The sequence below is a fragment of the Parasphingopyxis algicola genome, assembly GCF_013378075.1.
Classification (GTDB): Bacteria; Pseudomonadota; Alphaproteobacteria; order Sphingomonadales; family Sphingomonadaceae; genus Parasphingopyxis; species Parasphingopyxis algicola.
Window position 1 is genome coordinate 846008 of the sequence record NZ_CP051131.1, and the last position, 24114, is coordinate 870121.

A 24114-nucleotide genomic window follows, 5' to 3' on the forward strand; every position below is an offset into this window, starting at 1 on the left:
TCGGACATCGCGCGGATACCGCCCAAATTCCGGCGCGCCGTCAAGGGTGATATCTAGCCGACACTCGATTTCCGCGCCGGCTCGGCCGGCGTCGGCCGATAGAGCGAGCGCACACCGGGCAGAATCTCGAACCGGTCGCTATAGCCGAGCACGGTTTCGCCGGCGCCGAGCATCAATGCACCGTCGGGCGCCAGCGCCGAAGCGACATTCTCGAGCGCCAGGCTGCGATTGGCCGCCGGGAAATAGAGAAGGACGTTGCGGCACAGTATGAGGTCGAAGCGGCCGGGCAGCGGCGGCTCCAGAATATTATGCTGGCGGAAGCGCACCATCTGGCGCAGCTCGTCGTCGATCTGCCAGCGATCGCCATCCTGGTCGAACCAGCGGAGCATGTGCAGGGTCGGCAATCCGCGCTGGATCTCGAACTGGCTGTAATTGCCCGCGCGCGCCTTAGCGATCGCGGTCCGCGAGATATCGGTGCCGAGCAAGTCGATGGACCAGTCCCGCCAGCGCGCCGCATTCTCGCGAAACTGCATCGCAAGCGAATAGATTTCCTGTCCAGTCGAACAGCCGGCGCTCCAGATCCGGAGGCTGCGCCTGTCCTGACGGCAGGCGGCGATCGCGTCGATCACCTTGGGCAGATGCGAAAACGCGTCGCTGTCGCGGAAGAAATAGGTTTCATTGTTGAGCAGCGCGTCGACCGTCTCACCACAGAGCGGCCCGCCGTCCGGCCGGGTAAGCCGCGCCGCCAGTTCCTCGCCGCTCGCAATGCCGTGCGATTTCAGGATCGGCGTAAGCGCCATCTCGATCCGCCAATGCCGCCCTTCGGACAGGCGCTGGCCCGTGCGGGCTTCCAGCAGCGACGACAAGACGCGCAGGGCGGCGGGACTCAACTGCATCCGAACGCCCTTCCCCGCCGCGCGACATGGGCCGCGAGATCCGCGGGCGGCGCGATCACGTGCGCGATACCTTGCTGTGCGACTGCCCCGGGCATGCCCCAGATGACGGAGCTCTCGCTGTCCTGGACGAGCAGTTCGCCACCGGCCTCGGCCAGATTGGCCGCGCCGAGCGCACCATCGCGCCCCATACCCGTAAGGATCACGCCAATCGCATCTTCGCCATAGGCGCGGGCGACGCTCGCCAGCATCGGATCCACCGACGGACAAAAACCGTTCGGCGAAGGATTTCGGTCGAAACTGATCCGGACATGCTCGTCGCTGCGAACGACCGTCAGATGCGCATCGCCGGGCGCGACGAGAATTTCCGACGGCGAGACACGCTGGCCGTCCCGCGCCGGCGCGGCCTTGCGGCCCGAGATCGCCCGCAGCTGCTGGGCGAAATAGACCATGAAATCGGCGGGCAGATGCTGGGTAACGAGGATCGGCATGTCGAGATCGCGCGGCAGCGCGGAAAAGAAGGTCGACAGGGCGTGGATGCCGCCGGTCGAGGCGCCGATCGCCAGGCATTTGAGCGGCCGTTGCAACGGCGCATGCGCGGCCGATTGCGCCGCCGCCGGTACCTCATCGGATTCCGCCGGCATCGCCTCGCGCTCGGTCAGACGGATCATCTTCTCGCGTAGCCCAGCCGCGAATTGTTCGGTCTGCGACCTGTTGTCCGGCTTCAGGATGATATCGCTAGCCCCCATTGCCATCGCCCGGACCGACGATTCGGCATCCTCGCGGCAGTGCGAGGAGACGACGAGAATGGGAGCGTCGAAGCTGCTTCGGATGATGTGGGGAATGGCCTCGATCCCGTCCATGCCCGGCATCTCGATATCGAGAATGACGAGGTCGACGGACGCCGTGCGCAATTTCTCCAGCGCTTCTTCGGCAGTGCCGGCATTGCCGGCAACGACGAACTGTTCGGTTTCGTTGATCACCCGCTGGACGATCAATCGCGCAACCGCCGAGTCGTCTACTACGAGGACACTGCGAGGTCTTGTCTCCGCACCTGAGGCGGGCACTATGCCGTCAGGCCGACTGGCCACAGCCCGTACCAATCTGAACGAGTTCGAGCTTGCTCTGCAGCGTCTCGCGATCGAAGGGCTTCATGATATATTCGTCGGCCCCCGCGTCCATGGCCTCGCGGATATGGTCGATATCGTTTTCGGTCGTACAGAAAATCACCTTGGGCGGGTTGTCGAGGCCGAGATCGCGAAGTGCCTTGAGGAACTGCATGCCGTCCATGACGGGCATGTTCCAGTCGAGCAGGACGACATCGGGCACCGCCCGCTTGACGCTATCGAGCGCTTCGCTGCCGTCAGCGGCCTCCTCGACCGCAAAATCGAGCGTTTCCAGCATATGGCAGGCGACTTTCCGAATGACCTTCGAATCATCGACAACAAGACATTTTTTCACACGACCACTCCCAGCCAATGCTCACGCGGAGTTACTAAGATGAAACTGTGTAGAGCATTGCGGTAACTTTGACGTTAACGGATTGTCCTGCCGTCGAAATGTCACGCTGCCTCCGCTTCCGGCGCAAGCACCAGCGCCGCCGGATCGACGACGGCGACCGCATGATCGTCGATTTCGATCACGCCGGTGGATATCCTGCGCCAGCCCGGCTCGAATGCGGCGCCGAGCCGCTCGGGCCGCGCCGAACATTCGCGCACGTCATGCACGGTATCCACGGCCAGCCCGTATAGGAAATCGTCGACCTTGACGACGACGAGAGATCGCCCCTTCTCTACCGAAGCGGGGCGGTCGTCGATCACCGCCATCGTGTCGATCACCGTGATCACCTTGCTGCGGAGCGCCGCAACGCCGGCCACTCTGGGTTCGGCCAGAGGCACGGGAATGACCTCGGACGCGGTCACGACCGATTCGACGACATCGGCCTCGATCGCGAAATTCGATCCCCCGGCCTCGGCGATCAGATAGAGTTTGTCCATGGCGGCTACCCCCTCGCCTTCAGGCGTGCATGCAACGCGTCGACGATCGCCGTGCGGTCATAGCGATAAAGCTTGCCCGCGCCCGGCGACGGATCGGCCGTCAGCCGCACGACATTGTCGCGATCATCGCGCACAACCGCATCCGCGTCGCTGGCGTCGATCACCAGCGCCGCGTCTTCGTTTTCGTCGAACGTGACTTCATAGCCTGCCAGCTCGATCAGCGGCGCGAGCAGTTCATGACGCCACAGATCGTCGCCGCCGACCACGAGGCATCGCGGCTTGCCGGCACGTGGCGCGGGTCCACCGGAGAATTCGGCAAACAGGAAGTGCGCGTCGAGCAGTTCGACGGCCTTGCCCTGATGCACCGCGACGCCGGCGATCCGCCCGGCGCGCGCGGCCGGTTCGAATTCATCGGGCAGCGGGGCGACGTCGGCGGTTCCGCTGGTGATCGCATAAGCGATTGCCCGGCTGCCGTCGCTCAGACGTAACAGACGGACGATACCGGTTTCGGGTAGCGGCGCGCTCGCGACGACCGGGATCGTTTCGTCGCCCTTGACGAGCCGTAACAGGCCGGCGCGCTCGCTGATCGCATCGACATCGGTGTCGATGATCCGTTCGACGAGACCCATGCGGACCGCCCGGCGTTTTCCGTCGAGATCGATGAACATCAAGGCATCGGGGCTGGCGACTGTCCGATGCGCATCTTCGGCTTCTTCATCTAAATAGTCGGCGAGCGACAGCCGCAATCCGGCGGCCGAGGCCAGTCCTGCGATATCGAGAAGCAGCAGCGGAAGGCCGTTGTCCGGCAAAGCCGTCCCGGCATAGATTCCCGATCCCATGATGCACGGCGGAGCGGGCTTCACCACAAGTTCCTCATGGTCGAACACCGCGGATACCATGACCGCGAACCGTTCGCGCCGGCTGGAACGCACGATAACCAGATGGCGTGCATCGGCGGTTTCGGCAGGATCGTCCGCAGCGCCATCGGCACCGAACATTTCGGCGATCCGCACCACCGGCAGCCGTTTCCCGCGCACCTTGGCGATTTCGGTGCCACCAACCTTTTCGAGGCGGGCGCGCTCCTTGTCGAGCGACACGATCTCCTCGATGCTCGCCCGCGGGACGGCATAGCGGCCGTCGCCGACGCCGAAGATGAGGGCCGGTATGATCGTCAGCGTCAGCGGGACAAGGAGCGACAGCGTCGTGCCCTCGCCGACGCTGCTCTCGACATCGATCGTGCCGCCGATCCGCTCGACGTTCGAGCGCACGATATCCATGCCGACGCCCCGGCCGGAAACGGTGCTGATTGCATCCGCAGTCGACACGCCAGGCTGGAACACGAGGTCGAGCAGTTCCGCGTCGCTCATCCCGTTCGCGGTATCGGTTGCGATGCTCCCGGAATCGATTGCCCGCTTTCTGAGCTTTTGCGGATCGATGCCGCGCCCGTCGTCGGCGACCCGGATCTGGATCTGGTTGCCGGACTGGCGCGCACCGATGCGCAGCACGCCGTCGTGCGGTTTACCGGCTTCGGTCCGCTGGTCGGGCGTTTCGATGCCATGGTCGAGCGCGTTGCGCACGATATGGGTCAGCGGATCGCGCAGCATCTCGATCATCTCGCGATCGAGCTCGACATCCGCGCCGTCGATTTCGAGCTGGACGGACTTGCCCAGTTCGGCCGAAAGATCGCGGACGAGCCGGGGCAGCGCGGCGAACAGGCTTTCGATCCGCTGCATCCGCGCCCAAGTAATCGCATCGCGCATCTCCGCGACGCAGACCGACATGCGTTCGAACGCCGTATCGATCTGATCGTCGCCGCGCGACCGGCGGAGCTGTCGGGAGAGTTCGTTGCGGGCGAGGACGAGGTCGGATACGCCGCCCATCAGCCGGTCCAGCAGCTCGAGCGGAACCCGGATGCTGCGCGCCGGGTTGCGCAGTTCGGTCGTCGACTGGTTGGATATCGCGATCGTTTCATCGCCGTCATCGGCGGTATTGAGCGCCGCAATCAGGGGCTCGTCGATGGCCTCGTCTATCTCCTCGCCGCGTTCGAGCGCATCGGTCACCTCGCCGATCCGGTCGATGATGGCGAGGATCGCGCTGACCAGACGGGGGCTCGGCTCCCGCTTGCCATCCCGCAGGTCGGACAGCGCATTCTCGGCCTCATGGCTGACCCGCTGGAGATGCGTCAGATCGAGAAAGCCGCAGCTGCCCTTCACGGTGTGGACGAAGCGGAAAACCGCGTCGAGCCGCCGCCGGTCGTTGGGATCGGCTTCCCAGGCGACGATTTCGCCGGAAATCGTGCCCAGCATTTCGCGCGTTTCGGCAATGAATTCTGCGAGAAGATCGTCCATCGGGCCCATCCAGGAAAGTCGCTCGACCGCCCTGATGCGCCCCGTTGGTTAAGATGTCGTTTACCCGGGCCGGTCAGTCGGCGAAAGTTACCCCGAAAAGCAGGACATTGTCCTCCGGTTCGGACACCTGGACCTCGCCGCCGCCATCGCGGACCAGCACATGGACAAGCCAGGCCGCCGCCGCGCGCGGCGTCAGTGCATCAGCATCAGTCTTGCCGAGCAGTGCCGTCTTGAGTTCGGGATCGAGTACGATCCGCTCGCCCTCGGCCCGGACGACGATTTCCCCGCCCTCGGCGCCGACCAGCAGCGCCCCGCCGCGCACCAGCGCATCGGCGGCGATCAGCGCCAGATTGAGCAGGATCTTGATTTTCGCCTTGGACATCGAGGGCTGTTCGACCATCCAGTCGAGTTCGACCCGGCCCTGCGTTCCCACCAGCCCCTCGATCGCCGTTTTCGCCTCGCGGCTGTCGATTTCGTCGTCGAAGCCGCCCGCGGCGCCGAAAGCGAGCCGGAAGAATTTGAGCTTGGTTGCCGAGGTTTTGGCGCTTTCGGCCAGTAATTCCATGCAGCGCTCGCGCATTTCCGGATCATGTTCGTCGGCGAGCAGTTCGATGCCGTTGTTGAGCGCGCCGATCGGACTTAAAAGATCGTGGCACAGGCGCGACGCCAAAAGGCTCGCAAATTCAACGCTTTTGCTGTCCATCGTCTGCGGATTCCCGTTTTCTGCCTCTGCGCACGCCCCTAATGTCGGCTGGACGCAGGGCTTGCAAGGGCTAGCTCCACAGGCTCGAGCCGGCCGGCCGCAGCGGCGCGCCAAAGCCCCATCTCGCCCCCGGCGACGATCAGCCACAGCCGGCCGGTGTCGAGCGCCATCGCGGCATCCCGCGCCGAGGGTTCGGCCGGGCCAGCCGGATGCGAATGATAATAGCCGACGAGCCGGTCGCCACCGTCGCGTTCGGCCCGGATCGCGGCAAACAGGTCCGCCGGGTCGATCTCGAAGCGTCTCGCCGGGTCGTCCGCGACATTTTCGGTGGGAGATGCGCGCGATATCCGGGATTCCGACCCGAAAAGGAGACCGCATGCTTCGATATCCGGATTTTCGCTGCAATGGCGCAGGATTCTGCGTTTCGCGGCCCTTGAAATTGTCACGCTCACCCCCAGATTGGTAAGCAATGACGGGGGTCTTGTCGACATTGGAAGCGCGTATTTCGGCCGATACCGATGGCTGGCGCCTGGACCGGGCTCTGGCCGCGGCCCTGCCCCAGTTTTCGCGCGAGCGGCTCAAGAAACTGATCGCTTCGGGCCATGTCCGCACAACAGACGGCTCCGAGATCCGCGACCCCCGCAGTGCGGTCGAATCGGGCCAGAATTTCACGGTTTCCGTGCCTGCGCCGGAGCCTGCGGAGGCCAAGGCGCAGGATATTCCGCTCGATATCGCGTTCGAGGACGAACATCTGGTCGTTATCGACAAGCCGGCGGGCCTTGTCGTCCATCCGGCGGTCGGCAATGCCGACGGCACGCTGGTCAATGCGCTGCTGCACCATTGCGCGGGCAAATTGTCCGGGATCGGCGGGGTCGCCCGGCCCGGTATCGTCCACCGGATCGACAAAGACACGTCAGGGCTGATCGTCGCCGCAAAGACCGACGAGGCGCATGAAGGACTGGCGAAACAATTCGCGGCGCACAGCATCAATCGCGTTTACAGTGCGATAGTGAATAAGGTTGTGAATAAGTCTGAGGATAAGATCGAGACGAACCTCGCTCGATCGTCGCAAAATCGCCAGAAGATGGCGGTCGTCGAACCGCCGAAGGGCAAGCATGCAATTACGCACTACCGCCGGCTTCAGGCGCTCAACGATGCGACCCTGATCGAATGCCGGCTCGAAACGGGCCGGACCCACCAGATCCGGGTCCATATGGCGCATATCGGCCATTCCCTGGTCGGTGATCCGGTATATGGGAGGCCCAGACCTGCCCTAAAGGACATACTGAAAAGACTGGATTTCAAGCGCCAGGCACTGCATGCTAAACGCCTCGGGTTTATCCATCCCGTCACAAGCGAAGCTTTAGCCTTTGAAAGCGATCTCCCTGTCGACATACAGGAACTATTCAGGGCATTAAACGTATAGATAATGTAAGGATTTCCGGGGTTATTCCGGGATAACCAAGGTTCAAGGAGCACAGGAACGAAATGGCCAAAGCCGTTGCGACAATTCCGGCGATCGGGGGCGAAATCGGCCTCAATCGTTACATGACAGAAATCAAGAAATTCCCGATCCTGTCCCAGGAAGAGGAATATATGCTTGCCAAGCGCTTCGAGGAGCATGACGACCGCGAAGCCGCCCAGAAGCTCGTGACGTCGCATCTGCGTCTCGTCGCGAAGATTGCCATGGGCTATCGCGGCTATGGCCTGCCCGTTGCCGAGCTGATCTCGGAGGGCAATATCGGCCTGATGCAGGGCGTGAAGAAATTCGAAGCCGATCGCGGCTTCCGCCTCGCCACCTATGCGATGTGGTGGATCCGCGCGTCGATTCAGGAATATATTCTGCGCTCGTGGAGCCTCGTGAAGATGGGCACCACCGCCGCGCAGAAGAAGCTGTTCTTCAACCTGCGCAAGATGAAGGCGCGGCTCAACGCGTTCGAGGACGGCGACCTGAAGCCCGAAGATGTCGAGAAGATCGCCAGCGATCTCGGTGTGACCGAGGACGAGGTGACTTCGATGAACCGCCGCATGGCGATGGGCGGCGATACGTCGCTCAACGTGCCGATGCGCGAGGACGGCGAAGGCCAGTGGCAGGACTGGCTCGTCGACGACGAGCCGCTGCACGATCAGACGATCGCCAACGAGCAGGAAGCCGATGTCCGCCGCGAAATGCTGATGGAAGCGATGGGCGAACTCAACGAGCGCGAACAGCACATCCTCACCGAGCGCAAGCTGACCGACGATCCGCAAACGCTCGAGGAGTTGAGCCAGGTCTATGGCGTGTCGCGCGAGCGCATCCGCCAGATCGAGGTCCGCGCCTTCGAAAAGATCCAGAAAGCGATGATGCGGATCGCCGAAGAAAAGAAGCTGCTGCCGGCGAGCTAGATACGGCCAACCAATATCGAAACGCCGTCCCCGCGAAATATCGGGGATGGCGTTTTTCTTTGGGCAGGATAAACCGGCGCCATGGCCGCTCGCACCCGATCCCTGCCCGGACGCGTCTTCGTCTTCGCCTTCAAGGCGATCCTCTGGTTCCTCCTGATCACATTCCTCTGGGTCTTGCTCTACCGTTTCGTGCCGCCGCCGATCACGGCCACTATGGTGCTGGACGAAAACGGCTCGGGCCGGGACTGGATGAGCCTCGAAGAGATGGACCAGGCCATGGCGGTCGCGGTGATCGCGGCGGAGGACGGCATTTTCTGCATCCATGACGGTTTCGATTACGAGGCAATCCAGCGGGCCTGGGAGGAGCGCCAGTCGGGCGAGCGGCAACGCGGCGGCTCGACGATCAGCCAGCAGACGGCGAAGAACGCGTTTCTCTGGCAGGGCGGCGGCTGGTTCCGCAAGGGACTGGAAACCTATTTCACCGTGCTGATCGAATTTCTCTGGGACAAGCCGCGGATCATGGAAGTCTATCTGAACGTCGCGGAAACCGGGATCGGGACTTATGGCGCCAATGCCGGCGCGCAGCGCTATTTCGGTCATGATGCGAGCCAGCTGAGCGATCTGGAGGCCGCGCGGATCGCCGCCGTTCTCCCCGCTCCCAAAACGCGCGACGCCACCCGGCCCGGCAGCTGGACCGCGCGCTACGCCAACCGGCTCGTCGCGCGCATGGGACAGGTGCGGGCGAGCCCCCTGGACGACTGCCTATGACGGAGACGCCGAAGATCGACAGCGCGGCCATGGAAACATGGCGCTCGGGCGGCGCGATGATGGAGCTGCACGGCCACCATATCTTCACCCGCATCTGCGGCGATTCCGATGCGCCGCCGCTCCTCCTGCTGCACGGCTTTCCGACGTCGAGCCTCGACTGGCTGCCCGTCTGGCCCGGTCTCGCCGATCGGTATCGCCCAGTTGCGCTCGATTTTCTCGGTTACGGCTTTTCCGACAAGCCGCACCCGCACGACTATCGCCTCGTCGAACAGGCGAACATCGTCGAGGCGCTGCTCGCGGAAATGGGCATCGAGAGTTACCACATATTCGCGCACGACTATGGCGTCAGCGTCGCGCAGGAATTGCTGGCGCGGCGCGGCGCGGCAGTCCGCAGCTGTGCGTTTCTCAATGGCGGCCTTCTGCCCGAACAGCATCGGCCCCGCCCGATTCAGGAGCTGCTCGCCGGACCACAGGGCCCCGAAATCGTCAAACATATGAACTGCGCGGCGTTCGGCGCGGGCTTTTCGGAGGTTTTCGGCCCGGACACTCAGCCGTCAGAGGCCGAACTCGACGCCTATTGGGCAGTAATCAGCGAGAATGACGGACAGCGCGTCCAGCCCGCCCTGCTCGCCTATATGGCCGAGCGCGCCGAGCATGCCGATCGCTGGCGAAGCGTACTCATCGATCCGCCCTGCCCGCTTGCGATGATCAACGGAGTCCATGATCCGGTGTCGGGCGGGCATCTCGCCGACGCGCTCGAGGCGTTGAACCCGGATATCGCCGTGACGCGGCTCGATGTCGGCCATTATCCGCAGGTCGAGGCGCCCGAGGCGGTGCTCGCAGCCTATCGCGCCTTTCGGGCCGCGTCCTAGTTGCCTTCCACTGCGTCTGCCGCGTCCTGCGCGGCGGCGCCAACCTGCTGCGCTGCATCGCCGACATTTTCAGCAGCCTCGGTAATAGCCTCGGTTTCGACCGCTTCACGCGCACCGCTCTGGCTCAGAAAATAGGCGCCGCCAGCAACCGCAACGAGCAAGATGATGGCGATCACCCAGCCTGCACCGCCGCCGCGGCGTTCGATAATCACCGTCTTGTCTGCGTCATCGCTGCGTTCGACCGTACGTTCGGTGGTCACACCGTCGTCACGTTCGGTAATCTTCTCTTCGGCCATGATATATTCTCCCTATGATGGACCGGAAAACGGCCCCGGGAGACGGAAGTTCCGCGAATTAGTCCGGAATATTCGGAACTCGGCCTAGAAAGGCAGCTTGAAGCCCGGCGGGAGCGGCAGGCCGCTCGTCATCTTGCTCATTTCCTCCTGGCTCGCCGCATCCGCTTTCGCCCGCGCATCGTTGAGCGCGGCGGCGATCAGGTCCTCGAGCACCGGCTTTTCATCCGGTTTCATCAGGGATTCGTCGATCTCGACGCCCTTGATCGTGCCCTTGGCGCTGGCGCGTACCTTGACGAGGCCGCCGCCCGATACGCCCTCCACCTCGATATTCTCGAGATTCGCCTGCGCCTTTTGCAGTTCCTCCTGCACATTTTGCGCGGCCTTCATGATGTCTTCGAAATTCTGCACGGGATCAGCTCCTATTGGGTCAGCCTCTGCCACCGGGGGCCAGCTTGTAATCGATCAGTTCGGCATCGGGAAACGCCTCGAACGCCGCTTTCACCATCGGGGATTGCAACACGGCCTCGCGTTCTGCGCTCGCCGCCGCCTGTTCCTGTTCGAGCAGGCTGGGTTCCCCCGCCTCGTCGCTCGTCTCGATGGTCCAGGCCTGGCCGGTCTCCTCGCGCAGCAGCCGGCCGAGATCGCGGAAGAACTCCTCATCGCGCGGCCGGGTCGGCCGGATCACGAGACGGGGCGGATCGTAACAGACCAGTCGCGCATCGCGCTCGAGATACTGCGCGGTTTTCCAGCTAGCATCGTCGTGCCGGCTTTCCGCGACCATCCTGACCAGCGCCGCATAATCGGCCGGGAAACTGCCCTGCACGCCTCCGCCGGGCCCCGAGGGCGCCTGGGCCGGGGCGGCAGCCGCAGCCAATGCTCCGCTCTCGAACTTGCGCGCCAGTTCGCCCGGATCGGGCAGGCCCGCGGCATGAACGATCCGGAGCAGCGCCATTTCCGCGGCTTCGATCGGCATCGGCGCAGTCTCGACCTCGTGCAGGCCTTTCAGCAGCAGCTGCCAGATGCGGTGGAGAGCGGCGAAGCCGAGCCGGCTCGCCCAGTCGGAAAACGCTTCGCGTTCCTCGGCCGAGAGCGCCGGATCGTCGGCCCCGCCCACCTTGGCGCGGACGATGCCGTGCGCGGTTTCGAGCAGGCCGCGAAACAGCGACGCCGGATCGGTACCGAGATCGTGCTGCTCCTGCACCGTCGCCAATACCGCCTGCGCGTCGCCCGCGAGCAGCTGGCCGAACAGGGTGCGCACCGCGCCGCGATCGGACAGCCCGATCATCTCGCGGACCTGCGCGGCGGTCACGCCTTCGGGGCCATGGGCAATCGCCTGGTCGAGGATCGAGAGCCCGTCACGCACCGAACCCTCGGCCGCGCGCGCGATCAGCGCCAGCGCCTCGTCTTCGGCCTCGGCACCCTCCTCTCCGACGATCCAGCGAAAATGCTCGGCCAGCCGATCGGCCGGGATGCGCCGGAGATCGAAGCGCTGGCAGCGCGAAAGCACCGTCACCGGCACCTTGTTGACCTCGGTCGTCGCGAAGAGGAACTTCACATGCGGCGGCGGCTCCTCGAGCGTCTTCAGGAGCGCGTTGAATGCGTTCTTAGACAGCATATGGACTTCGTCGATGATATAGACCTTGTAGCGTGCCGAGACCGCCGCATAGCGCACCGCCTCGATAATCTCGCGCACATCGTCGACGCCGGTATGCGAGGCAGCGTCCATTTCGACGACATCGATATGCCGCCCCTCGGCGATCGCGACACACGGTTCGCACTGGCCGCACGGATCGATCGTCGGCCCACCCTCGCCATCGGGGCCGATACAGTTGAGCGCCTTGGCGATCAGCCGCGCGGTCGAGGTCTTGCCGACCCCGCGGACACCGGTGAGCAGAAAGGCATGGGCCAGCCGGTCGCGCTTGATCGCGTTGCCGAGCGTCTGGACCATCGCGTCCTGCCCGATTAACGCATCGAAGCTCTGCGGGCGATATTTGCGGGCCAGCACGCGATAGGGCTGCGCACCTTCGGGCGGCGCGGGCTGGGCCGGCTCGTCTAGGCCGAGGCCCGGGCCGGAATCGGCGGCGGGCTCCATCGTCTCCTGGGAATCGGACATGAGCAGAGACTAGACCCTGCGGCGCGTCATGTCGAAAGGGTTATGCGCGGAATTTTCGGTTAACCGTGTGGAAGTTTGGTTCTCGGACTCTTTTTCGTCAGACCTTCGCTACGCTCAGGCGCGCCACCGGCCCGCTCCCCCTCCCGGCCTCCCAATAAGTGTACCCTGTGGGAGGCCGGGAGGGGGAGCGGGCCGGTGGCGCGAACTTCCGTCAGGAAGTTTCTGACAAGCAAAATCCGGCGCTCGACTGTTAAGTCGAGTCTGACAAAAAACTGATGATGTTAGCTAAAGTGGAAGCCGGAACGACCCGCGGCGAAATCGTTACGGCTGCTTCCTTCCGGACCTGACCGGGTTGGCGAATGCCGCGTCCGCCCGACTTCCGAATGGGCATATGGCGATGTCCGCGCCGAAATGCAATGTCAGCCGATATTCCGCTCACTCATGTAAAAGGCCGCCAGTTCACCGATCTCCGCAATCGCCGCATCGACTTCGGCGGCATCAGCTGTCGGGCGGTCGATATAGACGGTCAGAACGAAGGCGGGGCCGCTGGGCGGCCAGATGATGCCGATATCGTTATAGGCGGTGCCGCAGCTGCCGGTCTTGTCGCCGACCGTCCAGCCCTCGGGCACCCCGGCGCGGATGCGGTTGTCGCCGGTCCGGTTGGCGATCGCCCAGGCTGCCAGCTGCGCGCGGCTTTCCTCGCCCAGCGCGTCGCCGAACATCAGCCGCTGGACCAGCCCCGCCATCGCGACCGGGCTCGTCGTATCGCGCTCGTCGCCGGGCGCATTCTCGTTCAGCTCGGGCTCCATCCGGTCGAGGCGGGTCACCTCGTCGCCATGCCGGCGGAAGAAGGCGGTTATGCCCTCGGGCCCGCCGATCGCGTCGTCCAGCAGCAGATTGGCAGCCGTGTTATCGCTCAACGTGCTGATCGCTTCGGCCGCCTCCACCACGCTCATCTCGCCGGAAACGAGATGATCGCGCGCAGCGGGCGCATAATCGAGAAGGTCGTCCTCGCCGAAAGCCAGCGCATCTTCCATCGCCATATCGCCCGCCTCCACCTGCTCGAGCACCGCCGCACTCAGCGCCAGCTTGAAGGTCGAGCACATCGCGAACCGCTCGTCGCCGCGATAGGCGCGGAGCAGGTTGCCCGTCTCGTCGGTCAGCGCGACGCCGACCCGGCCGCCGATCCGCTGCTCGATTCCCTCAAGAACATGATCGCCGAGGATCGTCTCGATTTGCGAAGTGCCCTGCGGTTCGGACGCGCAGCCCGCCCAGAGCGTGGCCGCGACAAACAGGCATGTGATGCGCTTCAACACAATCATCTCCCTTGCATATTGTGGACCGCGCCCGGGATTCGCACGGTCAGGCTCTCCAGCTCCTCGTTCAGCCAGATCTGGCAGGCAAGCCGGCTGTAGCGGTTCACGTCGGCGGCGAGATCGAGCATGTCGTCCTCCATCTCCTGCGCGCGCGGCAGTTTCGCGAAATCGTCCGGATCGACATGCACATGGCAGGTCGAGCAGGCCATCTGCCCCTCGCACGTGCCTTCCAGCGGCTGGCCGTCGGCCTGAGCAAGATCGAGCAGCCGGTCGCCGGGCGCGCCATCGACCTCGCTCACCTGCCGGCCATCGGCGGAGATGAAACGGACTTTGGTCATTCGCCCTCACCTTCCATCAGCTGCGTTTCGTCCTCGGAATGCGGTTCCTCGCCTTCCACCGGCCGGCCGGGCAACTGTTCCGCCGCGGCTTCGAGGATCAGGTCGATCGCCTTTTCCAGATCCTCCTCGCTCGTATAGCGGCCGAAGCCGAGACGGATGCTGGCATTCGCCTCCTCCTTCGACAGTCCGAGCGCCGAAAGGACATGGCTCGGCCGTCCCGATCCGCTGGCGCAGGCGGAGCCCGCGGAAAAGGCGACGCCGCGCACATCGGAAATCAGCCGGGCCGCATCGAGCCCGTCGAGGCGGATGTTGAGATTGCCCGGATAGCGGGCGCAGTCCGAACCGTTGATCGTCCAGCGATCTCCGAAGCGGTGAGTCGCGACAGCCCATAGTTTCTCGACATGCGCGCAATCGTCATCGACCCGCTCGGCCATCAACGCCGCGGCCGCGCCGAATCCCGCGCACAGCGCCGGCGCCAGGGTGCCGGAGCGCAGATCGCCCTCCTGTCCGCCGCCATGCATTAGCGGCGTGGGTTTCACCCCGTCGGCCAGCCAGAGCGCACCGACGCCCTTGGGCCCGTGAATCTTGTGCGACGACATGGCAATCATGTCGCACTGCTGCCACGGGATTTCGACCCGGCCGAGCGCCTGGACGGCATCGCAAAACATCAGCGCGCCGCATTTTTCGGCCAGCGGGCCGATCTCGGCGATCCGCTGGATGACGCCGATCTCGTTGTTGACGAGCATCAGCGCGACAAGCGCGACATCCTCGTCCAGCACCTCCTCGACCGCCATCGGATCGACGAGCCCCTCCTCGGACACGTCGAGCACGGTCAGTGCGCAACCCCAGTCTTCCAGAAATTCGCAGGTGTCGAGCACACAGGCATGCTCGGTCGCGACCGTTACGATACGGTTGCGGCCTTCGGGCGCCTTGGCCAGCGCGCCCTTGATCGCCCAGTTCGCCGCTTCGGTCGCGCCGCTCGTGAAATAGAGGTTGCCGCTCTCCGCGCCGATGCAGTCCATCACCTGGTCGCGCGCGACTTCGACGGCCGCAGCGGCCTCGCGGCCCATCTTGTGCGGCGAATGCGGATTGCCGAACTTCTCGTCGAGAAAGGGCAGCATCGCTTCGCGCGCCTCGGGCGCCATCGGGGTCGTCGCCTGATAGTCGAGATAGATGGTGTCGCTCATGCCGCGCGCCCCTTCCCTTCTGCCGCCAGTCGCTTCCAGACATCCATGAAGCGATAGATATCTGCACGGTTCGTCTGGGGCCCGAAGCTGACACGGATTACCTCGGCGGCGTCGGCTTCGCTCCAGCCCATCGCAATCAGCACATGACTGGGTTTGAGGCTGCCCGACGAACAGGCGCTGCCCGCGGAAACGGCGATCCCCGCCATGTCGAACTGGATCAACTGGGCGTTCGCGGCGACCCCCGGCATCCGGTAGGATGCGATGGTCGGGATGCGGTCGGCATCCCTGGCGACCACGATCCCGCCCTCCTGCTCGATCGCCTTGTCGAGATGCTCGCGCAATTCGGCGGCGCGCGACACCCAGCCCGTCGGCGCTTCAAGCGCGACGGCGAAACCGAGCGCGGCCGGCAGGTTTTCGGTACCCGGCCGATAGCCGCGCTCCTGCCCGCCCAGCGCATGCAGACTGGCGAAATCCTTCACGAGCAGCGCGCCGATCCCCGGCGGGCCGCCGAGCTTGTGCGCCGAGATCGCGATCAGATCGGCATCGGGCAGCGGCAGTTTCCCGGCCGACTGGCTGCAATCGGCGAACAGCCAGTTGCCGCCGACATGGATGCGCTGCTTGAGATCTTCGAGATCCTGTTTGACGCCCGTTTCGCTGTTAACCGCCTGGATCGCGACCAGCGCCGTTTCGTCCGACCCCGACAGCATCCAGTTCAATTTGCCGCCATCGACCTGGCCCAAGACGTCGACGGCGATCCGTTCGACATCTCCGGCCGCGCGCAGCACCGCATCATGCTCGACCGCGCCAACGATCACCCGATCGGCTTTCGTGCACGAGATGGCGAGCGCGATCGCCTCGCTCGCGCCGCTGGTGAAAACGATCTCTCCGCCCCAATCGAGCGCCTTGCCAATCCGCTTGCGCGCGTCCTCGAGTGCGGCCCGGGCGTCGCGACCTTCGCCGTGCGGCGAAGACGGGTTGGCCCAGCCTTCGAATCCCGCCGAAACCGCATCGCGCGCTTCGGGGAGCATCGGCATGGTCGCCGCATGGTCGAGATAAAGGCGTTCTTTCAATCACTTATCCGGTTTTAGTTGCGAAAAGAGACCTGAACATCATATAGGCCACATGCCGCTTATGCCCGCATAAGCCCGATTCCCGCCCGTTTCCAGCCAAAGGGTTGCACCGAACCGATATGCCTGAAGTCATTTTTCCCGGTCCCGACGGCCGCCTCGAAGGCCGTTTTTCTCCGCCGCCGCGCCCGCGCGCGCCGGTCGCGATGATCCTCCATCCGCACCCCCAGGGCGGCGGCACGATGAACAATGCGGTCGTGCAGGCACTCTACAAGACCTTCGTGCGCCGCGGTTTCGCAACGCTGCGCTTCAACTTCCGCGGCGTCGGCAAGAGCCAGGGCGAATTCGACAATGGCGTCGGCGAACTCTCCGATGCCGCCGCCGCGCTCGACTGGCTCCAGAGCTTCCATCCCGAAGCCGAGACGACCTGGGTCGCGGGCTTTTCCTTCGGCTCGCTGATCGGCATGCAGTTGTTGATGCGCCGGCCGGAGATTCGCGGTTTCATTACGATCGCGCCGCCCGCGAACATGTACGATTTCAGCTTCCTCGCCCCCTGCCCGGCCTCGGGCGTCATCATTCAGGGCGATGCCGACGAAGTCGCGACGCCGTCCGGCACGCAGAAGCTCGTCGACAAGCTGCGGACCCAAAAGCATATCACGATCCAGCACGACGTGATCCCGGGCGCCAACCATTTCTTCGAGCGCGAGATGGATCCGCTGATGAAATCGGTCGACGACTATCTCGACATGCGGTTGGATCCGGACTGCCCGATTAAGTAGCGGTTTCATTCGCCGGACCTTCGACTTCACGTCAGGCGCCACAAGCTATTTGTCAGAATTTCCCTGTCGCGAAATCGCCGCACCGGCCCACTCCCCCACCCGGCCTCCCACTCAGTGTATTCTATGGGAGGCCGGGTGGGGGAGTGGGCCGGTGCCGCGCTCGACCGCATGGTCGAGTCTGACAAGTTAAACCGGATTGGGCACCGTCCAGATCAACACGTTCGCCAAGATCACGATCGCCGCGGCGAGCATCAGCAGGCCCCGCTGCTTCTCGCCGCGCTTGACCCACAGCCAGATGCCCCCTGCGCCCAGCGCGAAGACGGAAACCATGGCGATCGAGAGCGCGATATTGGCGGCAAGCAGCATCGGTCTGTTCTAGCCCTGGATGATCTCGGCGAAAACCGCCGGATCGACATTGCCGCCCGAGAGCGTAACGAGCGTCCGGCCGGTCGGCTTCACCTTGCCCGCGAGCACGGCAGCCAGCGCCACGGCGCCGCCCGGTTCGACGACGAGTCGCAGTCGCGAAAAGGCGGTGCGCACGGCGTGGGCGACTTCTTCTTCGGTCACCGCGACGCCCGTCGCGCTCTGGACAGATAGAATATCGAAGGTAACCGGCGCGACGCGCAAGGTCTGGAGCGCGTCGCAGCGCGTGTCGGGCGGATCGGGCTGGACGGGGACGATCTCTCCGGCCTCCAGCGAGCGCGCCATATCGTCCCAGCCCGCGGGTTCGACGACCGTGATCTTCGCGTCCGGCAGCACCAGCGCCGCACCCGCCGAAAGCCCGCCGCCGCCGCAACAGATGACCGCGCTGTCCGGCGGACCGCCCGCCATCGCCTCCATCTGCTCGACCGCTTCGAGGGTCGCCGTCCCCTGCCCTTCGACGACCCAGGGATCGTCGAAGCTCGGCACGAGGATCGCATTGCGCTCGGCGGCCAGGTCCGCGGCCAGCTTTTCGCGGCTGCCGCTCATCCGGTCATAGCTGACGATCTCCGCGCCCAGGGCCTTCGTCGCTTCGAGCTTCGCGCGCGGCGCGTCTTTGGGCATCACGATCAGCGCCGGCATGGAGAGCCGTTTCGCGGCCCAGGCGACGCCTTGCGCATGATTGCCCGAGGAAAAGGCGACGACGCCGGTCTCGCGCTCCGCCGCGCTCATTGCGGCGAGCCGGTGATAGCCGCCGCGCAGCTTGAATGCGCCGATCGGCTGGAGATTCTCGCATTTGAGCCAGATTTCGCCGTGCTCGGTCTCGAACGGGATCAGCGGTGTCGGCGGAACGACGTCGCGGATGCGCGCCGCGGCTTCCCGGATGCCTGCCAGAGTCGGTGCGCGCGATTCGATATCCGTCATGCGCCCCGGCTAGCCTGCACGTCCCGATGCCGCAACGTCAGGCCCGTTGCATTTGACAGTTTTCCGGTGCTGCCGCAGTCTCCCGGCATCACGAAAAAGGGGAGCATAATGAACAGTGCCATTCTCGCGCCCGCGGCGGTTCTCGTCGTCTGGACGCTGATCATGATGATCTGGGTCATGGTGACCCGTCTTCCGGCGATGAAGAAGATCGGCGTCGATATGGGCGCCCGGCCCGGCGGCCGCGGCCAGGACCTGGAAGGCGTCGTGCCGGACAGCGTCAACTGGAAGGCCCACAACTATAACCATCTGATGGAGCAGCCGACGATCTTCTACGCGACCGTCTTCATCGTCGCGCTGACCGGGACCGGGGATGTCTGGCTCAACGTCTGGCTGGCCTGGGCCTATGTGGGCCTCAGGATCGTGCACAGCATCATCCAGGCGACATGGAACCATGTGCCCGCGCGTTTCATGGTGTTCGTGCTGAGCAGCCTCGCGCTGCTGGCTCTCGCGCTTCACGCGACCGCGGCGGCCCTGCAATAAACCGGAAAAAGAACGGAGACATATCATGGAAGGCAACAGCCCCATCCTCGCGCCCGTCGTGGCGCTCGCTATCTGGACCATCGTCATGTGGATCTGGATGTACGCCACCCGAATCCCGGCGATGAACGCGGCCAAGGTCGATTTCACCCCGGGCGTCTACACCAATGAGGACCTCAGAAAACTGCCGGTGAGAGTCCAGTGGCAGGCGGACAATTACAACCATCTGCACGAAGCGCCGACGGTCTTCTACGCGATCGCCCTGACCCTGGCCCTGATCGGCGCCGGCGACGGCATCAATCTGACATTGGCCTGGGCCTATGTCGGGCTGCGTATCGCCCACAGCATCTGGCAGAGCACGGTCAATATCGTGCCGATCCGCTTCCTGATCTTCACCCTGAGCACGATCGTGCTCGGCTGGCTGATCGTGAACACTGCGCTGCTCGTCTTCTGATGCCGCGCATCGCCGCCGCCATTGTCCAGGCCGAACCGGTCCCGCTCGACGTCACGGGCGGGATCGCGGCCCTGCCGGCGCATATCGAGGCGGCGGCGGACGGCGGCGCGACGGTTGTCGCGTTCGGCGAGACCTTTCTCGGCGGCTATCCGATCTGGCTCGACGAGGCGCCGGGCGCGGCGCTCTGGGACCATCCCGGCAGCAAGGCGATGCACCGCATCCTGCTCGACCAGGCAATCCGGCCCGGTGACGAACGGCTCGCGCCGATACAGAAGCTCGTCGATCGGCGCGGCCTGATCGTCTCGGTCGGCGCGCATGAGCGGGTGCGATCGAGCCTCGTCAACACGCAATTGCTGTTCCGGCCAGGCCAGCCGCCGCTGCCCCATCGCAAGCTCGTGCCGACCCATGGCGAACGGCTGATCTGGGCGCGCGGCGACGGATCGACGCTCGGTGTCCATCAGGCGGACTGGGGGAATGTCGGGCACCTGATCTGCTGGGAGCACTGGATGCCGCTCGCCCGCGCGGCGATGCACAACCAGCGCGAGGCCGTGCACGTCGCCGCCTGGCCGACCGTGCGCGACACCTATGCCATCGCCTCGCGCCACTATGCGTTCGAGGGCCGGTGTTTCGTGCTCGCCGCAGGGACAGTGCTCAACCGGGATACGCTGCTCGACGGCCTCGGCCGCTGCGGCGGCGATCCCGAGGCGCGGGCGCTGATCGAGGCCATGCCCGACGGTCAGCTCCAATATGGCGGCAGCATGATCATCGCGCCCAATGGCGATATTCTCGCCGAAGCGGGCGGGCATGAAGAGATACTCCATGCCGAACTCGATCTCGACCTGATCGGCCAGGGCCTCGCCGCGCTCGACACCGACGGCCATTATGCGCGGCCCGACGTATTCAAGCTGAATGTGAACACGGCCGAGCAGGCGGGCGTGGTTTTCGAGGACAAGTCTTAGCTGTCTCGCCGTCATTGCGAGCGCAGCGAAGCAATCCAGAGCGCCAAGCGATGCGCTTGCGGCTCTGGATTGCCGCGTCGCCTTACGGCTCCTCGCAATGACGGAGTAACGGGCTAGCTTGGAGGCAACTCGCCAGTGCCCCCGGCAACGCATCGAGCAGATCGTCGGCGATCAGGAACGCTCCCGCCCGCCGGCCCGCTTCGCCATGCAGCCAGACCGCCTCGCAAGCCGCTTCGAACGGATCGTCATTCTGCGCGAAGCGAGCGGCGGCAATGCCCGTCAGTACATCGCCGGTGCCGGCCGTCGCCAGCCAGGCCGGCGCGGGCGGCGCGATCGCGGCGCGGCCGTCCGGCGCGGCGATCACGGTGTCATTGCCCTTGTAGACGATCACCGCATTCGCCGCTTCCGCCGCGGCGCGCGCGCGATCGACCTTGCTCCCCTCGCCGTCTCCGAACAGCCGGACGAACTCGCCATGATGCGGCGTCAGGATCGGCACATGCGCCAGATCGGCAAGACTGTCCGCACGGCGCCCGGCGACCAGCGTCAGCGCATCGGCGTCGAGAACGAGCCGCCGCCCGGAATCCAGCACCCGGTCGAGCCGCGCCTCGGCCTTGCCGTTCAAGCCGAGCCCCGGCCCGATCGCGGCGACATCGACCCGGTCGTCGTCGAGCAAATCGCCTAGGGTCCGCGGATCGGCGGCGAGGCGATAAACCAGCGCCAGCGGCCCTTCGGGATGGTCGGGCCCGGCCAATGCGACATAACCCGCCCCGCCCCGGATCGCGGCATCGGCGGTTAGGCTCGCCGCCCCCGCCATCGCGCCACCCGCGACGAGCACATAGCCGCGCGAATATTTGTGATCGTCGGGACCCGGCGCGGCAAGCTTCGGCCGGCCAAGCGCGTGCAGTTTGCTTTCCGCCGGAATGCCGATCTCGCCGGGCATCACGCGGCCCAGATAACGCGCCGAAGGCTGGAGCAGATGCGCGGGCTTGAGCGCGCCGAGCGCTGCGGTCGCGGTGAATTCCGGCACCGGCGAGAACAACGCGCCGCTGTCCGTCTCTATCCCGCTCGGCAGGTCGACGGCGACGCTGTGCCGCGCACCGTTCACATGATCGGCCAGCAGCTTGGCCAGCGAACCGTCCAGCGGCCGCATCAGCCCCGTCCCGAACAGCGCATCGACGACCAGCGGCGCCCCTTTTGCGTCGGCAATCTTCTCGACGGGGCCCTTCCAGCGTTCGCGCGCTTCCTTCGCGACATCGGTCTTGGGATCGGTCAGCGCCGCCACCCGGACATCGCATCCACGCTCGGCGAGCAGGCGCGCGACGACATAGCCGTCGCCGCCATTGTTGCCCGGCCCGCACAGGATCAGCGTGTCGCTCCTCCCGGCCATGCGCCAGGCGATATCGGCGACCGCTTTGCCGGCCCGCTCCATCAATTCGCCGACCGATACGCCATCCGCCATCGCGGCCTCTTCCGCCGCGACCATTTCGGCGGCCGTGAGGATCGGCCCGGCGATCACCGGACCGTCGCCGGGAGCCGGTAGCGGTCGAAGGCGATCGCCACCTCGATTTCGCGCTCGGATACCGGATTGACGACCGCCGGTTCTGCGCCGTCCGCCGCCACCAGACCCCGCCCGTCGCCCGTCACCAACAGCCGTCGGAAGCCGCCGTCGGGATGGCGCAGGGTGAGGATCAGGCCGTCGCTGCTCCGCGTGCGTTCGATCCGGCAGTCGGGCCGGAAACTGGCGGCCCCGTTGACCGCGCAATAGACCATACCGCTTTCGGCCAGTTCGGCCCGGGCTTCGGTTTCCGCCTCAATCAGCGGATCGGCTTCGGCGGTCTGTTCGTCCGCCGCCGATCCGCAGGCGGACAGGGCGAGCGCAACAGAGCAGAAAATGAGAGGGCGCAATACCGGAGCCCGCCCAATTCCGCTGAGGCTGAGCTTTTCGAAGCCCTGCCCTTCTTGTTGAAGAAAAGGACGACCCTTAGACAGGCTCAGGGTGCGCGGAGGGAGTTTCGGTCGCACGGCGATCCTAAATATCCGCATAGACATGGGTCTCGGCCCTGGCGCCCGGATGGGTGACGGCACCCTCATGGGCCGGGCCGACATTCTGGGCGTAGCGCCAGAGCGTGCCCGATTGATAATCGTTCCGACGCGACTTCCATGCCGCGCGCCGCTGTTCGAGCACCGCTTCTTCGACATCGAGGTCGATCTTCCCGGCCTCGGCGTCGATCCGGATCGTATCGCCGTCCTCGATCAGCGCGATCGGCCCGCAATCGGCGGCTTCGGGGCCGACATGGCCGATGCAGAAACCCCGCGTCGCGCCGGAGAAGCGGCCGTCCGTGATCAGCGCGACCTTCTCGCCCATCCCCCGGCCGTAGAGCGCCGCGGTCGTCGACAGCATCTCGCGCATGCCGGGGCCGCCCTTGGGCCCCTCATAGCGGATGACGATGACCGAGCCCTCGGCGATATCGCGCTCCTCGACCGCCTTGAAACACTCCTCCTCACTGTCGAAACAGCGGGCCGGACCCGTGAATTGCAGCCGCTCCATCCCGGCGACCTTGACGATCGCGCCATCGGGGGCGAGCGAGCCCTTGAGGCCGACGACCCCGCCGGTCGGCGTGATCGGATCGTCGACAGCGTAAATGACCTTCTGGTCGGGGTTCCACGTCACTTCATCAATGTTTTCGCCCAACGTCCTGCCGGTCACGGTCAGGCAATCGCCATCGAGCAGGCCTTCGGACAGCAAGGTCTTCATCAGCATATAGACGCCGCCCGCCTCATACATGTCCTTCGCGACATATTTGCCGCCGGGCTTGAGGTCGGCGAGATAGGGCGTCGATTTGAACGTCTCGGCGACGTCGAACAGGTCGAAATCGATCCCGCATTCGTTCGCCATCGCCGGCAGGTGGAGCGCCGCATTGGTCGAGCCGCCCGTCGCCGCGACGACGCGGGCCGCATTCTGGAACGCCTCTTTCGTGCAGAGGTCGCGCGGACGGATATTGTTCGCGAGCAGCTCCATCACCTGCTCGCCCGCCGCGCGCGCGATATCGTCGTTGGACTCATACGGCGCGGGCACCATGTTGCTGTTGGGCAGCGAGAGGCCGATCGCTTCGCCGACACAGGCCATGGTGTTGGCGGTGAACTGCCCGCCGCACGCGCCATGTCCGGGGCAAGCGACTTTCTCCAGCTCGATCAGCTCCTGCAGCGGGCAGGCTTCGGCCTCATACTGGCCGACCGCCTCGAACACGTCGACGACGGTGACGTCCTTGTCGTGGAACCGCCCGGGCAGGATCGAGCCGCCATAGACGAAGATCGAGGGCACGTTGAGGCGCAGCATCGCCATCATCATGCCGGGCAGCGACTTGTCGCATCCGGCAAAGCCGACCAGCGCGTCATAGCAATGGCCGCGCACCGAAAGCTCGACGGAATCGGCGATCACCTCGCGGCTGACGAGCGAGCTTTTCATCCCCTGATGGCCCATCGCGATGCCGTCGGTCACCGTGATCGTGTTGAACCGGCGCGGCAGCCCGCCGCCCGTGATCACGCCCTCACGGCAGACATTTGCCTGATGGTCGAGCCGGGTATTGCAGGGCGCGCTGTCATTGCCCGCGCTCGCGACCGCGACGAAGGGCTGCTCGATCTCTTCCTCGGTAATGCCCATCGCGTAATAATAGCTGCGATGCGGCGCGCGCGAGGGGCCGACCGAGACATGGCGGCTCGGCAGTTGCGACTTGTCGAAACGGTTGGACATGGAACTT

The 24114-nt window shown here is 65.0% G+C and carries 27 protein-coding genes and 1 other RNA gene; 8 read left to right on the forward strand and 20 right to left on the reverse strand.

Annotation, left to right across the window (positions count from 1 at the left end):
* Positions 1 to 53: 53 nt before the first annotated feature.
* The 7 genes from HFP57_RS04195 to HFP57_RS04225 form a co-directional block, all read right to left on the reverse strand.
* Positions 54 to 896: a CheR family methyltransferase gene (locus tag HFP57_RS04195; RefSeq protein ID WP_176868618.1), complete on the reverse strand. Its 843-nt coding sequence runs from the start codon at positions 894 to 896 to the stop codon at positions 54 to 56.
* Complete coding sequence (cheB, locus tag HFP57_RS04200; RefSeq protein WP_176871141.1) at positions 887 to 1960, reverse strand: chemotaxis-specific protein-glutamate methyltransferase CheB; 1074 nt, start codon at positions 1958 to 1960, stop codon at positions 887 to 889. The genes HFP57_RS04195 and cheB overlap by 10 nt, the downstream gene beginning before the upstream one ends.
* 7 nt (positions 1961 to 1967) lie before the next feature.
* Positions 1968 to 2354 (reverse strand): response regulator, encoded by a 387-nt coding sequence (locus HFP57_RS04205; protein ID WP_176868619.1) that lies wholly within the window; start codon positions 2352 to 2354, stop codon positions 1968 to 1970.
* Between the two features lie 101 nt (positions 2355 to 2455).
* Complete coding sequence (locus HFP57_RS04210) at positions 2456 to 2890, reverse strand: chemotaxis protein CheW (RefSeq protein ID WP_176868620.1); 435 nt, start codon at positions 2888 to 2890, stop codon at positions 2456 to 2458.
* Positions 2891 to 2895: 5 nt separating this feature from the next.
* The gene (locus tag HFP57_RS04215) at positions 2896 to 5238 is read right to left on the reverse strand and encodes a chemotaxis protein CheA (protein WP_176868621.1); all 2343 of its coding nucleotides are present in this window, start codon (positions 5236 to 5238) and stop codon (positions 2896 to 2898) included.
* A gap of 73 nt (positions 5239 to 5311) precedes the next feature.
* On the reverse strand, positions 5312 to 5941 hold the full coding sequence (locus tag HFP57_RS04220) for a histidine phosphotransferase family protein (protein ID WP_176868622.1): 630 nt from the start codon (positions 5939 to 5941) through the stop codon (positions 5312 to 5314).
* Positions 5942 to 5979: 38 nt separating this feature from the next.
* On the reverse strand, positions 5980 to 6387 hold the full coding sequence (locus HFP57_RS04225) for a M67 family metallopeptidase (RefSeq protein ID WP_343045255.1): 408 nt from the start codon (positions 6385 to 6387) through the stop codon (positions 5980 to 5982).
* A 23-nt stretch (positions 6388 to 6410) separates the two neighbouring features.
* Here HFP57_RS04225 and HFP57_RS04230 point away from each other — a divergent pair, with 23 nt between their 5' ends.
* The 4 genes from HFP57_RS04230 to HFP57_RS04245 all read left to right on the forward strand — a co-directional run bounded on the left by HFP57_RS04230 (position 6411) and on the right by HFP57_RS04245 (position 9966).
* The gene (locus HFP57_RS04230) at positions 6411 to 7367 is read left to right on the forward strand and encodes an RluA family pseudouridine synthase (protein WP_176868624.1); all 957 of its coding nucleotides are present in this window, start codon (positions 6411 to 6413) and stop codon (positions 7365 to 7367) included.
* Positions 7368 to 7429: 62 nt separating this feature from the next.
* Positions 7430 to 8326 carry an RNA polymerase sigma factor RpoH gene (gene rpoH / locus HFP57_RS04235; RefSeq protein WP_176868625.1) on the forward strand — a complete coding sequence of 299 codons (897 nt, stop codon included), beginning with the start codon at positions 7430 to 7432 and terminating at the stop codon, positions 8324 to 8326.
* 81 nt (positions 8327 to 8407) lie between these two features.
* Entirely contained in the window at positions 8408 to 9094 is a 687-nt protein-coding gene (gene mtgA / locus HFP57_RS04240) for a monofunctional biosynthetic peptidoglycan transglycosylase (RefSeq protein WP_176868626.1), read from the forward strand.
* Positions 9091 to 9966: an alpha/beta fold hydrolase gene (locus HFP57_RS04245; RefSeq protein WP_176868627.1), complete on the forward strand. Its 876-nt coding sequence runs from the start codon at positions 9091 to 9093 to the stop codon at positions 9964 to 9966. Before mtgA ends, HFP57_RS04245 begins: the two co-directional genes overlap by 4 nt.
* Here HFP57_RS04245 and HFP57_RS04250 read toward each other — a convergent pair.
* The 8 genes from HFP57_RS04250 to HFP57_RS04285 all read right to left on the reverse strand — a co-directional run bounded on the left by HFP57_RS04250 (position 9963) and on the right by HFP57_RS04285 (position 16286).
* Complete coding sequence (locus tag HFP57_RS04250) at positions 9963 to 10262, reverse strand: hypothetical protein (RefSeq protein ID WP_246263357.1); 300 nt, start codon at positions 10260 to 10262, stop codon at positions 9963 to 9965. The genes HFP57_RS04245 and HFP57_RS04250 overlap by 4 nt on opposite strands.
* Positions 10263 to 10346: 84 nt before the next feature.
* A complete protein-coding gene (locus HFP57_RS04255) occupies positions 10347 to 10670 on the reverse strand; it encodes a YbaB/EbfC family nucleoid-associated protein (RefSeq protein ID WP_176868628.1) in 324 nt (107 codons plus the stop codon).
* A gap of 19 nt (positions 10671 to 10689) precedes the next feature.
* Entirely contained in the window at positions 10690 to 12354 is a 1665-nt protein-coding gene (locus HFP57_RS04260; RefSeq protein ID WP_425500736.1) for a DNA polymerase III subunit gamma/tau, read from the reverse strand.
* 307 nt (positions 12355 to 12661) lie between these two features.
* Positions 12662 to 12759: signal recognition particle sRNA small type (gene ffs / locus HFP57_RS04265), an RNA gene on the reverse strand.
* Positions 12760 to 12794: 35 nt separating this feature from the next.
* Positions 12795 to 13688, reverse strand: a complete 894-nt coding sequence (gene bla / locus HFP57_RS04270) for a class A beta-lactamase (RefSeq protein WP_176868630.1) — start codon at positions 13686 to 13688, stop codon at positions 12795 to 12797.
* A gap of 5 nt (positions 13689 to 13693) precedes the next feature.
* Positions 13694 to 14029 (reverse strand): 2Fe-2S iron-sulfur cluster-binding protein, encoded by a 336-nt coding sequence (locus HFP57_RS04275; RefSeq protein WP_176868631.1) that lies wholly within the window; start codon positions 14027 to 14029, stop codon positions 13694 to 13696.
* A complete protein-coding gene (locus HFP57_RS04280; RefSeq protein WP_176868632.1) occupies positions 14026 to 15216 on the reverse strand; it encodes a cysteine desulfurase family protein in 1191 nt (396 codons plus the stop codon). Before HFP57_RS04280 ends, HFP57_RS04275 begins: the two co-directional genes overlap by 4 nt.
* The gene (locus HFP57_RS04285) at positions 15213 to 16286 is read right to left on the reverse strand and encodes a cysteine desulfurase family protein (protein WP_281363120.1); all 1074 of its coding nucleotides are present in this window, start codon (positions 16284 to 16286) and stop codon (positions 15213 to 15215) included. The genes HFP57_RS04280 and HFP57_RS04285 overlap by 4 nt, the downstream gene beginning before the upstream one ends.
* 119 nt (positions 16287 to 16405) lie before the next feature.
* Between HFP57_RS04285 and HFP57_RS04290 the strand changes: the two genes are divergently transcribed.
* Entirely contained in the window at positions 16406 to 17062 is a 657-nt protein-coding gene (locus HFP57_RS04290) for an alpha/beta hydrolase (RefSeq protein ID WP_176868633.1), read from the forward strand.
* Positions 17063 to 17248: 186 nt separating this feature from the next.
* Here HFP57_RS04290 and HFP57_RS04295 read toward each other — a convergent pair whose 3' ends face one another.
* Both HFP57_RS04295 and HFP57_RS04300 read right to left on the reverse strand, forming a co-directional pair.
* The gene (locus HFP57_RS04295; protein WP_176868634.1) at positions 17249 to 17428 is read right to left on the reverse strand and encodes a hypothetical protein; all 180 of its coding nucleotides are present in this window, start codon (positions 17426 to 17428) and stop codon (positions 17249 to 17251) included.
* 9 nt (positions 17429 to 17437) lie between these two features.
* The gene (locus HFP57_RS04300) at positions 17438 to 18406 is read right to left on the reverse strand and encodes a threonine ammonia-lyase (RefSeq protein WP_176868635.1); all 969 of its coding nucleotides are present in this window, start codon (positions 18404 to 18406) and stop codon (positions 17438 to 17440) included.
* Between the two features lie 108 nt (positions 18407 to 18514).
* On the opposite strand from HFP57_RS04300, the gene HFP57_RS04305 reads away from it, so the two are divergent.
* Genes HFP57_RS04305 through HFP57_RS04315 form a run of 3 tightly spaced genes read left to right on the forward strand, consistent with a single transcriptional unit; the run spans position 18515 to position 20356 of the window.
* Positions 18515 to 18946, forward strand: coding sequence for an MAPEG family protein (locus tag HFP57_RS04305; protein WP_176868636.1), 432 nt, complete (start codon positions 18515 to 18517; stop codon positions 18944 to 18946).
* A gap of 25 nt (positions 18947 to 18971) precedes the next feature.
* A complete protein-coding gene (locus HFP57_RS04310) occupies positions 18972 to 19397 on the forward strand; it encodes an MAPEG family protein (RefSeq protein WP_176868637.1) in 426 nt (141 codons plus the stop codon).
* Positions 19397 to 20356, forward strand: a complete 960-nt coding sequence (locus tag HFP57_RS04315; RefSeq protein ID WP_176868638.1) for a carbon-nitrogen hydrolase family protein — start codon at positions 19397 to 19399, stop codon at positions 20354 to 20356. The genes HFP57_RS04310 and HFP57_RS04315 overlap by 1 nt, the downstream gene beginning before the upstream one ends.
* A gap of 82 nt (positions 20357 to 20438) precedes the next feature.
* Here HFP57_RS04315 and HFP57_RS04320 read toward each other — a convergent pair whose 3' ends face one another.
* The 3 genes from HFP57_RS04320 to ilvD all read right to left on the reverse strand — a co-directional run bounded on the left by HFP57_RS04320 (position 20439) and on the right by ilvD (position 24107).
* The gene (locus HFP57_RS04320; protein WP_176868639.1) at positions 20439 to 21872 is read right to left on the reverse strand and encodes an NAD(P)H-hydrate dehydratase; all 1434 of its coding nucleotides are present in this window, start codon (positions 21870 to 21872) and stop codon (positions 20439 to 20441) included.
* The gene (locus tag HFP57_RS04325; RefSeq protein ID WP_176868640.1) at positions 21869 to 22261 is read right to left on the reverse strand and encodes a hypothetical protein; all 393 of its coding nucleotides are present in this window, start codon (positions 22259 to 22261) and stop codon (positions 21869 to 21871) included. Before HFP57_RS04325 ends, HFP57_RS04320 begins: the two co-directional genes overlap by 4 nt.
* Positions 22262 to 22385: 124 nt before the next feature.
* Positions 22386 to 24107, reverse strand: coding sequence for a dihydroxy-acid dehydratase (gene ilvD / locus HFP57_RS04330; RefSeq protein ID WP_176868641.1), 1722 nt, complete (start codon positions 24105 to 24107; stop codon positions 22386 to 22388).
* Positions 24108 to 24114: the final 7 nt, after the last annotated feature.

Excerpts from the sequence above, each read along its gene's own strand:
- HFP57_RS04195 (WP_176868618.1), bottom strand. The coding sequence starts at position 896 with ATGCAGTTGAGTCCCGCCGCCCTGCGCGTCTTGTCGTCGCTGCTGGAA.
- HFP57_RS04210 (WP_176868620.1), bottom strand. The coding sequence starts at position 2,890 with ATGGACAAACTCTATCTGATCGCCGAGGCCGGGGGATCGAATTTCGCG.
- mtgA (WP_176868626.1), top strand. The coding sequence starts at position 8,408 with ATGGCCGCTCGCACCCGATCCCTGCCCGGACGCGTCTTCGTCTTCGCC.
- HFP57_RS04260 (WP_425500736.1), bottom strand. The coding sequence starts at position 12,354 with ATGGAGCCCGCCGCCGATTCCGGCCCGGGCCTCGGCCTAGACGAGCCG.
- HFP57_RS04295 (WP_176868634.1), bottom strand. The coding sequence starts at position 17,428 with ATGCTGCTTGCCGCCAATATCGCGCTCTCGATCGCCATGGTTTCCGTC.
- HFP57_RS04250 (WP_246263357.1), bottom strand. The coding sequence starts at position 10,262 with ATGGCCGAAGAGAAGATTACCGAACGTGACGACGGTGTGACCACCGAA.
- HFP57_RS04245 (WP_176868627.1), top strand. The coding sequence starts at position 9,091 with ATGACGGAGACGCCGAAGATCGACAGCGCGGCCATGGAAACATGGCGC.
- HFP57_RS04220 (WP_176868622.1), bottom strand. The coding sequence starts at position 5,941 with ATGGACAGCAAAAGCGTTGAATTTGCGAGCCTTTTGGCGTCGCGCCTG.
- HFP57_RS04305 (WP_176868636.1), top strand. The coding sequence starts at position 18,515 with ATGAACAGTGCCATTCTCGCGCCCGCGGCGGTTCTCGTCGTCTGGACG.
- ilvD (WP_176868641.1), bottom strand. The coding sequence starts at position 24,107 with ATGTCCAACCGTTTCGACAAGTCGCAACTGCCGAGCCGCCATGTCTCG.
- HFP57_RS04230 (WP_176868624.1), top strand. The coding sequence starts at position 6,411 with ATGACGGGGGTCTTGTCGACATTGGAAGCGCGTATTTCGGCCGATACC.
- HFP57_RS04280 (WP_176868632.1), bottom strand. The coding sequence starts at position 15,216 with ATGAGCGACACCATCTATCTCGACTATCAGGCGACGACCCCGATGGCG.
- HFP57_RS04315 (WP_176868638.1), top strand. The coding sequence starts at position 19,397 with ATGCCGCGCATCGCCGCCGCCATTGTCCAGGCCGAACCGGTCCCGCTC.
- rpoH (WP_176868625.1), top strand. The coding sequence starts at position 7,430 with ATGGCCAAAGCCGTTGCGACAATTCCGGCGATCGGGGGCGAAATCGGC.
- HFP57_RS04290 (WP_176868633.1), top strand. The coding sequence starts at position 16,406 with ATGCCTGAAGTCATTTTTCCCGGTCCCGACGGCCGCCTCGAAGGCCGT.
- HFP57_RS04275 (WP_176868631.1), bottom strand. The coding sequence starts at position 14,029 with ATGACCAAAGTCCGTTTCATCTCCGCCGATGGCCGGCAGGTGAGCGAG.
- HFP57_RS04215 (WP_176868621.1), bottom strand. The coding sequence starts at position 5,238 with ATGGACGATCTTCTCGCAGAATTCATTGCCGAAACGCGCGAAATGCTG.
- HFP57_RS04300 (WP_176868635.1), bottom strand. The coding sequence starts at position 18,406 with ATGACGGATATCGAATCGCGCGCACCGACTCTGGCAGGCATCCGGGAA.
- HFP57_RS04310 (WP_176868637.1), top strand. The coding sequence starts at position 18,972 with ATGGAAGGCAACAGCCCCATCCTCGCGCCCGTCGTGGCGCTCGCTATC.